Annotated in this window: 12 protein-coding genes; 7 read left to right on the forward strand and 5 right to left on the reverse strand. The window is 72.7% G+C overall.

Translation table 11 applies throughout. The features are described from left to right. Window positions 1-55: 55 nt before the first annotated feature. The 4 genes from ACQPZP_RS18235 (at window position 56) to ACQPZP_RS18250 (ending at window position 4,125) form a co-directional block, all read left to right on the forward strand. Window positions 56-829 carry an SDR family oxidoreductase gene (locus ACQPZP_RS18235; protein ID WP_433478805.1) on the forward strand — a complete coding sequence of 258 codons (774 nt, stop codon included), beginning with the start codon at window positions 56-58 and terminating at the stop codon, window positions 827-829. Further along, the gene (locus tag ACQPZP_RS18240) at window positions 826-1,734 is read left to right on the forward strand and encodes an SDR family oxidoreductase (protein ID WP_433478806.1); all 909 of its coding nucleotides are present in this window, start codon (window positions 826-828) and stop codon (window positions 1,732-1,734) included. Before ACQPZP_RS18235 ends, ACQPZP_RS18240 begins: the two co-directional genes overlap by 4 nt. Window positions 1,735-1,936: 202 nt before the next feature. Next, window positions 1,937-2,629 (forward strand): hypothetical protein, encoded by a 693-nt coding sequence (locus ACQPZP_RS18245; protein WP_433478807.1) that lies wholly within the window; start codon window positions 1,937-1,939, stop codon window positions 2,627-2,629. After that, window positions 2,626-4,125, forward strand: a complete 1,500-nt coding sequence (locus ACQPZP_RS18250; RefSeq protein WP_433478808.1) for an NADH-ubiquinone oxidoreductase-F iron-sulfur binding region domain-containing protein — start codon at window positions 2,626-2,628, stop codon at window positions 4,123-4,125. The genes ACQPZP_RS18245 and ACQPZP_RS18250 overlap by 4 nt, the downstream gene beginning before the upstream one ends. Here the strand turns inward: ACQPZP_RS18250 and ACQPZP_RS18255 are convergent. Next, window positions 4,110-5,534 (reverse strand): protein kinase domain-containing protein, encoded by a 1,425-nt coding sequence (locus tag ACQPZP_RS18255; protein WP_433478809.1) that lies wholly within the window; start codon window positions 5,532-5,534, stop codon window positions 4,110-4,112. The two genes, ACQPZP_RS18250 and ACQPZP_RS18255, sit on opposite strands and share 16 nt — an antisense overlap. 216 nt (window positions 5,535-5,750) lie before the next feature. Between ACQPZP_RS18255 and hrpA the strand changes: the two genes are divergently transcribed. Further along, window positions 5,751-9,683: an ATP-dependent RNA helicase HrpA gene (gene hrpA / locus ACQPZP_RS18260; protein WP_433478810.1), complete on the forward strand. Its 3,933-nt coding sequence runs from the start codon at window positions 5,751-5,753 to the stop codon at window positions 9,681-9,683. Between the two features lies 1 nt (window position 9,684). On the opposite strand, the gene ACQPZP_RS18265 is transcribed toward hrpA, so the two are convergent. Then, window positions 9,685-9,909, reverse strand: a complete 225-nt coding sequence (locus ACQPZP_RS18265) for a hypothetical protein (RefSeq protein WP_433478811.1) — start codon at window positions 9,907-9,909, stop codon at window positions 9,685-9,687. A 55-nt stretch (window positions 9,910-9,964) separates the two neighbouring features. Here ACQPZP_RS18265 and pip point away from each other — a divergent pair, with 55 nt between their 5' ends. Beyond that, window positions 9,965-10,924, forward strand: coding sequence for a prolyl aminopeptidase (pip, locus tag ACQPZP_RS18270; protein WP_433478812.1), 960 nt, complete (start codon window positions 9,965-9,967; stop codon window positions 10,922-10,924). Window positions 10,925-11,021: 97 nt separating this feature from the next. Then, entirely contained in the window at window positions 11,022-12,656 is a 1,635-nt protein-coding gene (locus ACQPZP_RS18275; RefSeq protein ID WP_433478813.1) for a chromosome segregation ATPase, read from the forward strand. Between the two features lie 31 nt (window positions 12,657-12,687). Here the strand turns inward: ACQPZP_RS18275 and ACQPZP_RS18280 are convergent, their stop codons facing one another. The 3 genes from ACQPZP_RS18280 to ACQPZP_RS18290 all read right to left on the reverse strand — a co-directional run bounded on the left by ACQPZP_RS18280 (window position 12,688) and on the right by ACQPZP_RS18290 (window position 14,639). Then, entirely contained in the window at window positions 12,688-12,903 is a 216-nt protein-coding gene (locus ACQPZP_RS18280; protein ID WP_433469010.1) for a hypothetical protein, read from the reverse strand. Window positions 12,904-13,010: 107 nt separating this feature from the next. After that, entirely contained in the window at window positions 13,011-13,700 is a 690-nt protein-coding gene (locus tag ACQPZP_RS18285) for a hypothetical protein (protein ID WP_433478814.1), read from the reverse strand. Window positions 13,701-14,123: 423 nt separating this feature from the next. Continuing rightward, complete coding sequence (locus ACQPZP_RS18290; RefSeq protein ID WP_433478815.1) at window positions 14,124-14,639, reverse strand: hypothetical protein; 516 nt, start codon at window positions 14,637-14,639, stop codon at window positions 14,124-14,126. Window positions 14,640-14,693: the final 54 nt, after the last annotated feature.

The raw sequence follows: 14,693 nt of genomic DNA on the forward strand, positions 1-14,693 counted from the left end.
GCGCTACCTTTCCACCAAACATTTGTTAGAACAGAAGGTAGCAGAGGGAGGCCGGATGTCTCTGACGCTCGACCTGGACGGAAGGACCGTCGTGGTGACGGGCGGCGTGCGCGGGGTCGGCGCCGGGATCAGCCGTGCCTTCCTGGAGGCGGGCGCCGACGTCCTCGCGGTCGCCAGGCGCGAGCCGGAGACCCTGCCCGAGGCGGACGGCCGGACGGCCCGGTTCGTCTCGCTGGACGTGCGCGACCCGGACGCCGCGCAGGCGTTCGCCGACGGCCTGGACCGCGTCGACGTGCTGGTCAACAACGCGGGCGGGGCTCCGTACCTGCCGGTGGCGGACGGGAACCTGCGCACCCACGTCAAGATCATCGAACTGAATCTCACCTCGGCGCTGATCATGTCCCGGGCGCTGCGGCCGGCGATGCTGCGGCACGGCGGCGGCTCGGTGATCAACATCGGCAGCGTGAGCGGAGTGCGGCCGTCACCCGGTACCGCCGCGTACGCCGCCGCGAAGGCCGGCCTGCACAGCCTCACCGAGTCCCTGGCCGTGGAATGGGCGCCGCACATCCGGGTCAACGCCCTGGTCCTCGGGATGGTCCGCACCGAACTGGCGCACCTGCACTACGGGGACGAGGACGGTGTGGCGGCGGTCGCGCGGACCGTCCCGCTCGGCCGCCTCGCCGATCCCTACGACATCGGCGCCGCGTGCGTGTTCCTGGCGTCCGACCTGGCGTCCTACGTCACCGGCTCGTCGATGCAGGTCCACGGCGGGGGAGAACGTCCCGCCTTCCTGGACGCCGCCACCGTGAACAAGGAGGAGTCACGATGATCTGCAAGGACCGCGTGGTCGCCGTCACCGGCGCCGGACGCGGGCTCGGCCGTGCGCACGCGCTGGAGTTCGCCCGGCAGGGCGCCCTCGTCGTCGTGAACGACCTCGGCGTCGCGAGGGACGGCACGGGCGACGCCTCGGAGGGGCCGGCGCACGACGTCGTCCGGGAGATCGAGACGCTCGGCGGCCGGGCCGTGGCGAACACCCACGACATCGCGACGGACGCCGGCGCCGCCGCCCTGGTCGGCACGGCGATCGACGCGTTCGGGCGGCTCGACACGCTGGTCAGCAACGCCGGGTTCCTGCGCGACCGCATGCTGATCAACCTCGGCGAGGACGAATGGGACGCCGTCATGCGCGTCCACCTCAAGGGCCACTTCCTGCCGCTCAAGCACGCCGGGCGGTACTGGCGGGCCGAGAGCAAGGCGGGCCGCGCCGTGGACGCGCGGGTCGTCAACACCTCGTCCGGCGCCGGGCTGCTCGGCAGCGTCGGCCAGGGCAACTACTCCGCCGCGAAGGCCGGCATCGTCGGCCTCACCCTCGTCGCGTCCGCGGAGCTCGGCCGGTACGGCGTGACCGTCAACGCCATCGCGCCCGCCGCCCGCACCAGGATGACCGAGGACGTGTTCGCCCAGACGATGGCCGCCCCTGCCGAGGGCGAGTTCGACGCGATGGCGCCGGAGAACGTCTCGCCGCTCGTCGTCTGGCTCGGCTCCGCCGGATCGCGGGACGTCACCGGCCGGGTCTTCGAGGCGGAGGGCGGCAGGATCTGCGTGATGGACGCCTTCCGGCACGGCCCGGCCGCCGACAAGGGCGCGCGGTGGGACCCGGCCGAGGTCGGCGACGTCGTGAAGGACCTCCTGGCGAAGGCGCCCGCCCCGGAGCCGGTGTACGGCGCGGGCTGACCGCGGCGCCGCCGTCGGCCCCGTCCTGATCCGGCCAGGTCAGAAGGCCATGATCAGCGAACCGCACCCGCTCGATCACGCATCGTATCCATGGGGACGAACGTGCTGACGAGGACTGGGGGCGTCGATGGGTAGCGGCCGGGAGCATCCGGGCACCGGGGGACCGCGGGGAATCGCTCACGAGGGGACGAGAGCGTTCCTCATGGGGCCGGGCGGCCCCGCCGAGAAGGAGCCGCCGGCACGGGCGCCGGGCCGGGGCCGGGTGCCGCGGGGCGTCCTGCTGTCGGCGGCGGCCACCGGGGCCGTCGGAGTCCTGCTGGGGCTCGGGATCTCGTCGGGCGTGCTCCTGCCGGAACTGCGCGCCATCGGGTCGTTCCTCGACTTCTACTGCGGTGTCTTCGCGCTGGTGTCGCTCTCGCTGACGGTCATGGTCGGGGTGGTCGCCACTGATCGCGTGATCCTCTCTCCGGCGCGCCGCGTGCACGCGCAGGCGGTGCACAGGGCACTCGCGTTCATCGCCGTGGCGATGCTGATACTGCACCTGACCTCGCAGCTGGCACGGCACAGGGTCGGGGCCGTCCAGGCTTTCCTTCCGCTCTCCTTCCACCACCTGGGGGACTACGGGCTCGGCACGCTCGCGTTCTATCTGCTGGTCGTGGCGTTCGCGGGCGGTGTCGCCCGGGGCCGGTTCGCCGCCGCCCGCCGTCCCTGGGTGTGGCGGGTCCTGCATCTCGCCGCGTACGCGGCCTGGCCGATCGGCGTCCTGCACGGGCTGACGTCCGGTCGCGCGCCCGCGCGCTGGGTGACGGGAGGGTACCTGATCTGCCTCGCCGGCGTGGCGGTGGCCCTGGCCGCGCGGCCGGTCCTGGCGAGGCGGGCCGGGAGGGCGCGGTGAACGCGCCGGTACGTCCGAAGATCGCGGTCCGGCACATCGGCCCGCCGCGTCTCACCAAGGGCCTGGAGGGCGCGGCGCGGCTCGACTGGGACGCGCACCGCGCCCTGCACCCCGTGCCGCGGCCCCTCACGTCCGAGCAGCTCATCGCGCTCTGCGAGGCGGGGCGGCTGCACGGCCGGGGCGGAGCCGCGTTCCCCTTCGCCCGCAAGGTCGGCGCGACCGCCGGCAGCGCCGTCCGCCGCCGCAAGCGGACCGTCGTGGTCGTCAACGGCACCGAGGGCGAGCCCGGCAGCGCCAAGGACAAGGTGCTGCTCCGCCGCGCCCCGCACCTGATCCTGGACGGCGCGGCGCTCGCGGCGACCGCCCTCGGCTCGGTGGAGATCATCGTCGCGGTGACCGACGAGGAGGCGGCCCGCTCGGTGGAGCGGGCGATGGCCGAGCGGGGTCTCGGCGCCCGTGCCCGCACCGTCCGGCTGCCCGAGCACTTCGTCACCGGGGAGAGCGGCGCCCTGGTCCGCGGCATCAACGGGGGCCGCCCGATCCCGCCCGGACGCAAGGGCCGCGCCTCCACCCGGGGCGTGGACGGGCTGCCCACCCTGCTGTCCAACGCCGAGACCTACGCCCAGCTCGCCGTCCTCGCCGGGCTGGGGCCGCGCGCCTACGCGAAGGCGGGGACGGCGGAGGAACCCGGCACCGTGCTGCTGACCGTCACCGGCTCGGCCCGGTTCCCCGCCGTCATCGAGACCTCCGCCGGCGCGCCGCTCGGCCACCTCCTCGACCTGTGCGGCGCCCGCGCCGGCGAGGGGGTGCTGGTCGGCGGCTACCACGGCGCCTGGCTGAGCGGTGAGGCCGCGGCCCGCACCCGGGTGTCGCGGGCCGGGCTGGCGGCGTCCGGCGGCGTCCTCGGCGCCGGGATCGTCATGCCGGTCGGCCGGAACACGTGTCCGCTCGGCGAGTGCGCGCGGGTCGCCCGCTACCTGGCGGCCGAGTCGGCCGGGCAGTGCGGCCCGTGCCGGCTCGGCCTGCCGGACGTCGCGGGCGCGTTCGCCGACCTCGCCGCCGGACGCGACGCGGCCGCGGCGCGCGACACCGTCCGGCGCGCCGCCCGGATGGTCGTGGGGCGCGGAGCGTGCGCGCATCCCGACGGCTCGGCCCGGTTCGCGCTGTCGGCCCTGGACGTCTTCGCGGCCGACGTCGACCGGCACGCGGCGGAGGGCGGATGCGGCCGGCCCGTCCGCGGGGTCCTGCCCGCCGACACCGGCGCGGAGCTGAGCCTGGAGGTCGACTGGAGCCGCTGCGACGGTCACGGCCTCTGCGCCGACGTGCTGCGCGGCACGGTCCGGATGGACGAGTACGACTATCCGGTCATCCCACCCGAGCCGATCCCGGCGCGGCTGGAGGCGGACGCGAGACGCGCCGTCGCCATGTGCCCGGGGCTCGCGCTCCGGCTCGTCCCGCGCACCGGGCACGAGAAGGGGGCTCAGCGCGGCCGGTAGTCGTCCATGTACCGGCGCACGTTCTCGGTGTACGGCTTGAACCGGGCCGGGACGCCGCCCGTCTTCACGACGGTCTTCGCCGAGCTCCGGTAGGCGGCGGCGAGGTTCAGCGCCGGATCGCCCGGCACGTTCTTCAGGTCCTTGCCCCAGAAGCACAGGAACCGGCCCATCGCCGGGATCGACAGCTCCGGCGTGATCTGCGCGGGCCTCGGCTCGGGGTTGTCGAGCCCGCCGGGCTGCCAGAACACCAGCACGCGCGGGGTCCACCGCGCGATGCCGTACTCGTCCTTCGCGGGGTCGGACAGGCGCGGGTCGAACCCGCTCTCGGCCTTCAGCATCGCCGCGATCAGCGCCGGGCTCAGCCCGGGCATATCGCACCACGTGCCGGCCTGGACGATCAGATCCCGGTACCGCGCCGGGACGTCGGATCCCGGGCGCAGCCACCGCGCGTCCCGCTCGTCCGCCGCGGAATCGCCGCCGCCGCTCCGGCCGGTGAATCCCCAGAGGACGGCGGCCGCCACCGCGACGGCCATCGCCCCGGCCACCGCGATCACGATCCGCCGCCTGCTCGGACGGGAGACCCTGCCCCTCTTCGGAAGCGGCTCCGGCAACGGATCGGTGCCGATGTCGGCGGCGGCCCGTGCCAGGGCCTCGCCGAACTCGGCGGCCGATGCCCAGCGCCGCTCCCTGTCGGGCTCCAGCGCGCGGAGCACGACCGTGTTCACGGCGGGCGGGATCGCCGGCCGGGTCTCGCCTGGTGAACGCGCCGGCGTCGCGGGCGGCTCTCCGGTCAACAGGTGGTAGGTGAGCGCGCCGAGGCCGTAGATGTCGGCGCGCCGGTCGGGGGCGCCGTCCACCTGCGTCTGCTCGGGCGCCATGTACCCGGGCGAACCGGCCGGCAGCGTCAGGCTCGAAAGGTGGTCCTCGGTCCGCGCGATGCCGAGGTCGGAGATCATGATCCGCTCGCCGCCGCCGGACGCGGACCGCAGCAGCACGTTGGACGGTTTCAGATCGCGGTGCACCACGCCGAGGTCGTGCAGCTCCTGCACGCCCCGGCTGATCTCCCGGGCGGTGCGCAGGGCCTCGTCCGGCGGCAGCGGCCCGTCCGCGAGCCGCTCCGCCAGCGTGCCGCGGTCGGCGTAGGTCATCACGAAGTAGGGCTGGCCGTCCGGCAGCTCACCGATGTCGAAGACCTGGACCAGCCGGTGCGAGTCGGCCCGGCGCAGCAGCCGCGCCTCCTGGACGAACCGGTCCCGCACGTCGGTGCGCAGCGTCCAGTGCTCGCCCAGGATCTTGATCGCGACGGGGGAGTCGAGTTCGGGATCGTGGCCCAGCCAGACCGAGGCGAAGCCGCCCGATCCGAGCAGGCGGTCGATCCGGTAGCGGCCGGCGGCGGTCGGGTGCTCCACGTTGCCCAATCATGAACGATCGGCGCCGCCCGGCGCAGTGTCTTTGAGTGAAGGATCCGGTGCGGTGCGTGGCGTTCCCCGCGGAATGCGGTTCCGTGTGCGGACGTTGTTCCCTCGGGAAAATGGATCGCCCCGGGCGGGCCGGTCCGGCTACGGTGCGAAGGTTTGCGGGGTGAGCGGGGCCGGGGGCCTGGAACCCTATCCTTGTCGATGGTTATGGGGACGAGTGTGAGATCGCCGCTCGCGGACCTGCGCGCGCGCCTGCCGCGGCTGATGCCGCGCGACCAGCACCGGCTGCGCCGCCGGATCGACGGCGTCCAGAAGATGCGGGACGCCGGGCGCCGCGCGAAGGTCACCGAGGAGATCACCGCCGACGTCGAGGCCGCCGAGCGGCGGGTCGACCGGCGGCGCCTCGCCGTGCCCGCGATCACCTATCCGGCGCAGCTGCCGGTCGCGCAGAAGAAGGACGACATCCTCGCCGCGGTCCGCGACCACCAGGTCGTCATCGTCGCGGGCGAGACGGGCTCCGGCAAGACCACCCAGATCCCCAAGATCTGCCTTGAGCTGGGCCGGGGCGTGCTCGGCTCGATCGGGCACACCCAGCCGCGGCGGCTCGCCGCGCGCACGGTCGCCGACCGGATCGCCGAAGAACTCGGCACCGAGCTCGGCGACACCGTCGGCTACAAGGTGCGGTTCACCGACCGTTCCAGCGATGACACGCTCGTCAAGCTGATGACGGACGGCATCCTGCTCGCCGAGATCCAGACCGACCGGCTGCTCCGCCAGTACGACACGCTCATCATCGACGAGGCGCACGAGCGCAGCCTCAACATCGACTTCCTGCTCGGCTACGTCAAGGAGATCCTGCCGCGCCGCCCCGACCTCAAGGTGATCATCACTTCGGCGACAATCGATCCGGAGCGGTTCTCCGAGCATTTCGACGACGCCCCGATCGTGGAGGTGTCCGGCCGGACGTACCCGGTGGAGGTGCGGTACCGGCCGATCACCGATCCGGACGACCCGTCCGCCGACCCCGACCGCGACCAGATACAGGCGATCGTCGACGCGGTGGACGAACTGGGACGCGAGGACCCCGGCGACGTCCTGGTCTTCCTCAGCGGAGAGCGGGAGATCCGCGACACCGCCGACGCGCTCACCAAGCACTTCACCCGGCAGAAGGGGACGACCGATGTCCTCCCGCTGTACGCACGGCTGTCGTCGGCCGAGCAGCACCGCGTGTTCCAGCCGCATCGCGGACGGCGCGTCGTGCTCGCGACGAACGTCGCCGAGACGTCGCTGACCGTCCCGGGCATCAAGTACGTCGTCGACCCGGGCACCGCGCGCATCTCCCGCTACAGCCACCGGCTGAAGGTGCAGCGGCTCCCGATCGAGCCGGTCTCGCAGGCGTCGGCGAACCAGCGCAAGGGCCGCTGCGGCCGCGTGTCCGAGGGCGTGTGCATCCGGCTGTACTCCGAGGAGGACTTCGAGTCCCGTCCCGAGTTCACCGACCCGGAGATCCTGCGGACGAACCTCGCGTCGGTCATCCTGCAGATGACCTCGCTCGGGCTCGGCGACATCGCCGCGTTCCCGTTCGTGGAGCCGCCGGACCGCCGCAACGTCAAGGCCGGCGTCGACCTCCTGCACGAGCTCGGCGCCGTCGACCCGGCCGAGAAGGACCCGCGCAAGCGGCTCACCCCGCTCGGCCGCCGGCTCGCCCAGCTGCCCGTCGACCCCCGGCTGGGCCGCATGGTCCTGGAGGCGGACGGCAACGGATGCGTCCGCGAGGTGCTGATCATCGCGGCGGCGCTGTCCATCCAGGACCCGCGGGAGCGTCCCGCCGAGCACCAGCAGGCCGCCGACGACAGGCACCGCCGGTTCGCCGATCCCACCTCCGACTTCCTGGCCTACCTGAACCTGTGGAACTACCTGCGCGAGCAGCAGAAGGAGCTGTCGGGCAGCGCGTTCCGCCGCATGTGCAAGAACGAGTTCCTGCACTTCCTGCGCATCCGCGAATGGCAGGACCTGCACGGTCAGCTCAAGCAGGTCGCCAAGTCCCTCGGCGTCACGCTCAACACCGCCGACGCGCCGCCCGACCGCGTCCACACGTCGCTGCTGGCCGGCCTCCTCTCCCACATCGGCCTCCTCGACGCCGAGAAGAAGGAGAAGCAGCGGCGCGGTCAGGAGTACCTCGGCGCGCGGGGGGCGAAGTTCGCCGTTTTCCCGGGCTCGTCGCTGTTCAAGAAGCCACCGCGCTGGGTGATGTCGGCCGAGCTGGTCGAGACGTCCCGGCTGTGGGGACGGATCAACGCGAAGATCGAGCCCGACTGGATCGAGCCGCTCGCGCAGCACCTGGTGAAGCGCAACTACAGCGAGCCGCACTGGTCGAAGCGGCAGGCCGCCGTCATGGCGCGCGAGAAGGTCACGCTCTACGGCGTGCCGATCGTCCCCGACCGCCGCGTCAACTACGGGGGCATCGACCCCGCGCTGTCTCGCGAGCTGTTCATCAGGCACGCCCTCGTCGAAGGCGACTGGGAGACCCACCACCGGTTCTTCCACGACAACCGCGCCCTGCTGGACGAGGTGGAGGAGCTGGAGCACCGCGCCCGGCGCCGCGACATCCTCGTCGACGACGAGACCCTCTTCGACTTCTACGACGAGCGCGTCCCCGAGGACGTCGTCTCCGGGAGGCACTTCGACGCCTGGTGGAAGAAGGCCCGGCGCGCCGACCCCGACCTGCTCGGGTTCGAGAAGTCGATGCTCATCAACCAGACCGCGGACGGCGTCAGCGAGTCCGACTACCCGGACGTGTGGAAGCAGGGCCCGCTGCGCCTCCGCCTCACCTACCAGTTCGAGCCCGGCACCGACGCCGACGGCGTCACGGTGCACATCCCCGTCCAGGTCCTCAACCAGGTGCGACCGGACGGCTTCGAATGGCAGGTGCCCGGCCTGCGCACCGAACTGGTCACCGAGCTGATCCGGTCGCTGCCCAAGCAGCTGCGCGTCAACTTCGTCCCGGCGCCCGACTACGCCCGCAAGGTCCTGGACCGTGTCGCGCCGCGCACCGAGCCTCTGCTGGACGCCCTGGAACGCGAGCTGACCGCGATGACGAGCGTGCCCGTCGCGAGGGAGGCGTGGGATCCGTCCCGGCTGCCCGCCCATCTGCGCATCACGTTCCGGGTCGTGGACGATCGTGGCCGCACCCTCGGCGAGGGGACCGGCCTGGACGAGCTCAAGCGCCGCCTTTCCGGCAAGGTGCGTGGGACGCTGTCCAAGGCGGCCTCCACGATCGAACGCTCCGGGCTCACCGAATGGACGATCGGCGAGCTGCCCCGAACCTACGAGCGCAACCAGGCCGGATACGACGTCAAGGCGTATCCCGCGCTCACCGACGAGGGCGGCGGCGTCGCCGTCCGCATGTACGAGACTGAGGCCGAGCAGCGGCGTGCGATGTGGCTCGGCACGCGGCGGCTGATCCTGCTGAACGCGCCGTCCCCGGTGAAGCTCATCCAGGGCCGCCTGACCAACAAGGGCAAGCTCGCGCTCAGCCACAACCCGCACGGCTCGGTGGCGGCGCTCTTCGACGACTGCGTCACCGCCGCCGCCGACCGGCTCATCGCCGAGTCGGGCGGGCCCGCGTGGGACGAGGACGGCTTCCGCGCCCTGTACGACCGGGTCCGCGCCGATCTGCACGACGCGACGGCGGAGATCGTGGCGCTGGTCGAGCGGATCCTCGCCGAGGCCCACGAGGTCGACCGGCGGCTGCGCGGCACGACGAGCCTCACACTCGTCCCCGCGCTGACCGACATCCGCGGGCGGCTGGAATCATTGATCCACCTGGGATTCGTCACCGCGACGGGCTGGGCGCGGCTGCCCGACCTGCCCCGCTACCTGCGCGCCCTGCAGGTCAGGCTCGACAAGCTCCCCGAGAACCCGGGACGCGACCGGATGCTCGCGCACCAGGTCGACGTCCTGCAGCAGGAGTACGACCAGACGCTGCGCCGCCTGCACCCGTCGCGCCGCGAGGACGAGCCGGCGCGGCAGATCCGCTGGATGCTGGAGGAGTTCCGGGTCAGCCTGTTCGCCCAGCAGATCGGGACGCGCTTCCCCGTCTCCGACAAGCGCATCCGCAAGGCGATGGCCCAGCTCTAGCTCAGGCGGGTTCGCTCGCGAACAGTTCGAGGTGCCCGCATTGGCGGCACCGCCACGCGTCGATCTGCCAGCGCTGCCGTCCCATGCGCTTGGCGCCGCCGAAGATGCCGCGCTCCAGCGGCCCGGCGATCCAGCGGGCGTAACCGCGGGAGTGCTCCCCCGCGTCCTCGACGAAGCCCGGTTCCGCGTCCTCGCTCCCGCACTGCGAGCATCTCGGCTGTTTCATACCGCGGAGGCTAGTGGGACCCGGCGCATGATCGTTTATCGGGTATGACTGGGACATGGCCTTGAGGGAGTTCTATCCGGAGATCGAGCCGTACGAGACCGGACTGCTCGACGTGGGCGACGGGAACCGGATCTATTGGGAGACGTGCGGGAACCCGGACGGCAAGCCGGCGGTGTTCGTGCACGGCGGGCCGGGCGGCGGGCTACTGCCCGCCAACCGGCGGTTCTTCGACCCGTCGGCGTACCGGATCGTCCTGTTCGACCAGCGGAACTGTGGCCGGAGCCTCCCGTTCGCCAGTGACCCGGCGGTGTCGCTGGAGCACAACACGACGCCGCACCTGGTCGCCGACATGGAGCGGCTGCGCGAGCACCTGTCCATCGACCGCTGGCTCGTGTTCGGCGGAAGCTGGGGCAGCACCCTCGCCCTCTCCTACGCGCAGACCCACCCGGCCCAGGTCACCGAACTGGTGTTGCGTGGGATCTACCTCGTCCGCCCGCAGGACGAGGCATGGGCGTTCACCCCCACTGGCGCGGCGCACCTGTTTCCTGCCGAATGGGCGGCGTTCCGGGACGCCATCCCGGCCGCCGAGCAGGACGACCTCGTCGGCGCCTATGGCCGGCGCATCGGCGACCCGGATCCGGCGGTCCACGTCCCGGCCGCCCGTGCCTGGATGAGATGGGAGGACACGGCGAACACCCTGCTGCCGCTCCCGCCACCGGACGTGGACGATGCGCTCATCGTGGCGTTCGCCCGCATCCTGCACCACTACATCGCCGCCGGTGGCTTCCTCCCGGAGGGCGGCCTTCTCGCGGGGGTGGACCGGATCCGGCACATCCCCGCCGTCATCGTCAACGGCCGATACGACATGAAGACGCCGCCGGACCAGGCGTGGGATCTGCACCGCGCCTGGCCCGAAGCGGAGTTCCACATCGTCGAGGACGCCGGTCACGGCGGCTCCGAGCCCGGTACCAGGGACCGGCTCATCGAGGCCACGGACCGCTTCGCCGGACGGTGATCCGGGCCGGAACACTCACTTCGCTGCGACGTGGTCGCCCCCACATCTACCTCGCAAGTCACTGCAGCAACGCGAAGTAGTGCGTATGGTTCATTCCATGCCTAACAGCGAAGAGCGCGACATTAGCGGCCCCGAGGAGACGGCCGCGGCTCCCCAGGGCGCGGTCGCCGAAGGCGCGGGGGGCGGGGGCACGGGTTCCGGGGAATCCACCGAGATGGCCGTCGCCCGGATGGGCGACCCGGTCACGGTGTGGCCGTGCGCCAACTGCGGGCGTCCCGTCCCGCAGCCGGTCGGGGCCTCCCGCGCCATCCGCTACTGCCAGGACAACGAAGGCGCCTGCGCCCGCGAGGCACGGGACCGCCGCGACCGCGGCCGGGACGCGCCGGGCCTCACCGGGCAGGTCGCCTCGGCCTGGGAGATGGTCGAGCGGCTGGAGAAGGCCGCCGATCTGCTCGCCGGCTCGCTGACCGCCGAGCTGAGCGTCGCCGGCGTCGAGCGTCGCGTGGCCGAGGTGCGCGCCGAGGCCGCCCGCGAGCTCGCCATCGCCCAGAGCGAGCGCGACGCGTCCCAGCGCAAGGCCGAGGAGGCGTGGCAGGAGGCGTCGTCCGCGCGCAAGCGCGCCGCGACGGCCGAGGAGGACGCCGGTCGCGCCCGCGAGGAGGCCGAGCTCGCCACCGCCAAGCGCGACGCCGCGCAGCAGGCGTGGGAGGAGGCCCACCAGATCGCGCAGCAGTCGATGACGGCGAAGCTCGCCGCCGAGAGCGAACGCGACCGGGTCGCGGCGCGCGAGACCGAGCTGCTCGCCGCGCTGGAGGCGGCGCGGGCCGAGCTCGTCGGCCTGCACTCCAAGTTCGCGGAGGCCGAGGGCGCCGCCGAGTCGCTGCGCGTGGAGGCCGCGGTCGCCAAGCAGGGCGCCGAGGATCTGCGCAACGGCATGCGGGACACAGAGGCGCAGCGCCAGCGCGCCATGCAGGCGGCGAGCAAGGCCGAGGCCGAGCGCACCACGGCGCTGCGCGCCCAGTCCGAGGCCGAGGCGGAGGTCGTCCGAGCCAACGCGCGCGCCGACGAGGCCGCCAAGGAGCGCGACGCCGCACGCGCGCAGGCCGAGGCCGCGACGGCCGAGCGGGACGAGCTGACCGGCAAGGTCAACGATCAGTCCGTCCAGCTGCGCCAGCTGTCCCAGTCGGTCGCCGAGCAGCAGGCCGCGCTGACCGCCCTCGCCGAGGAGCGGGACGCCGCCCGCGCCGAGGCCGACCGCGCCCGCCGCCAGATCGACCAGTTCACCCACCACACGCTGTCGTCCAACTTCCCGCCCGGCGGGCGGATGCCGGGCGGTGGCCCCCCGCAGCCCGCGCAGGGGATGCCGTCCCCCGCGACGGGGCCGCAGCCGCAGCCGGCCGGCATGCCGCCCGGCCCGCCCCCGATCGGCGGTCCCGTGCCGAACGGCGCCCCCGCGCAGAACGGGTCGGGCCAGAATCGATCCGCTCAGAACGGGGCCCCGGTCCCACTGGGAGCGCCCATTCCGAACGGGGCACCGATCCCGAACGGGGCACCGATCCCGAACGGGGCGCCCATCCCGAACGGGGCGCCCATCCCGAACGGGGCACCCGTCCCGAACGGGGCGCCGGGCTCGACCACCGGCGGCCACCCGGTGCAGGGCGGCAACCCTCCGAACAACGGCCGTCCCTTCAACGCCGTGGACCGGGACGACCCCCTCTTCTCCGGCCACTGAGCCCACGCCCGGGTGGTCCGACCGCCCGGGCTCAGCCGTACCTGACCACCAGGAACAGCGCCAGTGCCGCCACCGCGGTGATCGCCATGACCTGGCCGCGTTCCTTCACCACGGTCTGCCGCAGGGTGACGGCCCTCCGGCGGCTCTGCCGCATGTCCAACGCGGCGCGGCGGGCACGCTCCCAGTGAATGCCCATGTAGACCGCCAGAGCGGCCAGCCCCAGGATGAGTAATCCGTCTCCGCGCATCAGTCCGCCTCCGTTTTTCCGCGGAAGCTCAGATTGAACAGCGGATCCGGCGCGGGCGACAGTGTCGGACGACACATTTCCACGAACGGGGCCGCCCCTGGCCGTGATCAGCGCGCGAACGTCTCGGGGTCGACCTCGATCCAGATCTGCTCGGCGCGGCCCAGCAGCCGCCCATCGGCCCCGTACAGTGCGGTCGCCGCGTGCATCTTGCGGTCCTCGCGGCTGCGCGCGAGCCCCATCACGACGCACTGCTCACCGGCTTCCGGCACGTCCATGACCTGGGCGGTCATGGTGCCGAGCACGGCGGGGCGGCTCGCGACGTCGAACGACCAGCCGCCCGGGCAGTCCAGCGCGGCCCAGACCAGTTCCCGCTCGGGCACCCGAGCGGGAACCCACGGTGTCGCGACGGTGGCCTCACCGACCGAGCCGGGTTCGAGTCGCAGCCCGTCGCCGGGCTCCCGCTCCGGCCCGCACACGAAGCAGCCGGGGAACGGATGGTTCTCCACGGCCCGGAACTTCTCCGCCGCCTCCAGCGCCCGCTCGAACGGGACCGGCGGGATGGGCGGCACCACGATCGCCCCGGCGAGCGCCTCGGCGACGAGCCGCTCACCGTGCCAGAGCCGCGCGCTGTGCCCCCACTCGTCCTCGACCGTGACGGTCAGCTCGGTGTCCAGCGGCGGCGGCTTCCGCAGCGTCACCGTCACCGTGTCGATCGGCACCCGCCCCGCGAGGCGCCCCGCCACATAACCGCCGTTCCCCGACCCGTCCGGCCCATGGAACCGTCTTTCAATGATCACGACACTTCCCCCCGTGCCCAAAAGCACCACACAAAACGGGACCGATCCTAATGACCCGCACCGACAAACCGCCCCCGGGGGTATCCCCACCCCCACCGGCATCGGCCGACGTCACACAGACGCAGAGCCCCCGCCGCCCGTTCCACAAGGCAGGTCACCAGTGCCGCAAAGAGCGCAGAGCCCGTGGCCGTTGGGAAGCCTGACCGTCCTCAGCCGGAGGTGCCGCACGGGCGCGGTGACCTCAGCCACCGCCGCAACCACGCAACAACCTCAATCGTCGCGATCGCGTCCGAAGGCAGGTTCGAGCTTGCGAGAACCTGATCGCGCAGCGAGCCGCTAGGCGAGCCGGAGCGATGCCGGCGATCGCCCGCTTTTATCGACGATGGAGGGCCGCTAGGCCCGAAGGAGGAGAAAAAGCAAAAGCTACACAGCTCTGGATGGCTGGGGGCGGCCTGGGCGGGTGGTGAAGAAGACGGAGAAGGAGCCGCGGAGGCGGGCGCGGACGGTGTCCTCGTCGATGTGGCCGTCCTCGGGGACGGGGGTGGTGTCGAGGGCCCGGTCGATGAGGAGGTCGATGTTGCGGTCGGCGACGAGGACGGAGCACGTGTCGCATCCGTACCACGGATAGAGCATGTTGAGGACGGCCACGGCGGTGTCGTCGTCGGACAGGTGGGTGGTGTCGAGTTCGACTTCGAACATGTCGGTGTCGTCGGGGTCGAGCGTGGGGTAGTAGAGCCAGCTCGGCGCGGGCGCGCCGCAGAAGTCGCAGGACTGGTCCTGCGGGGCGGGCTCGCCGACCGCGAGTTCCAGCTGGTGGTCCCAGGGCTCCACCCGCCGGTTGTGGCGGTAGCCGACGCCGTCGAGCGAGCCTTCGCGGTTGTGCGTCACGTCGTGCACCTCGCCGCCGCAGCGGGCGCACATGAAGCCGATGTCCTCCATGTCCCTCCCCTGATCGCTGAGGCACCGGCTCTCACAGTATCCGTCCGGACGCCT

Origin of the sequence: Spirillospora sp. CA-142024, assembly GCF_050942325.1 — a bacterium.
GTDB lineage: Bacteria > Actinomycetota > Actinomycetes > Streptosporangiales > Streptosporangiaceae > Spirillospora.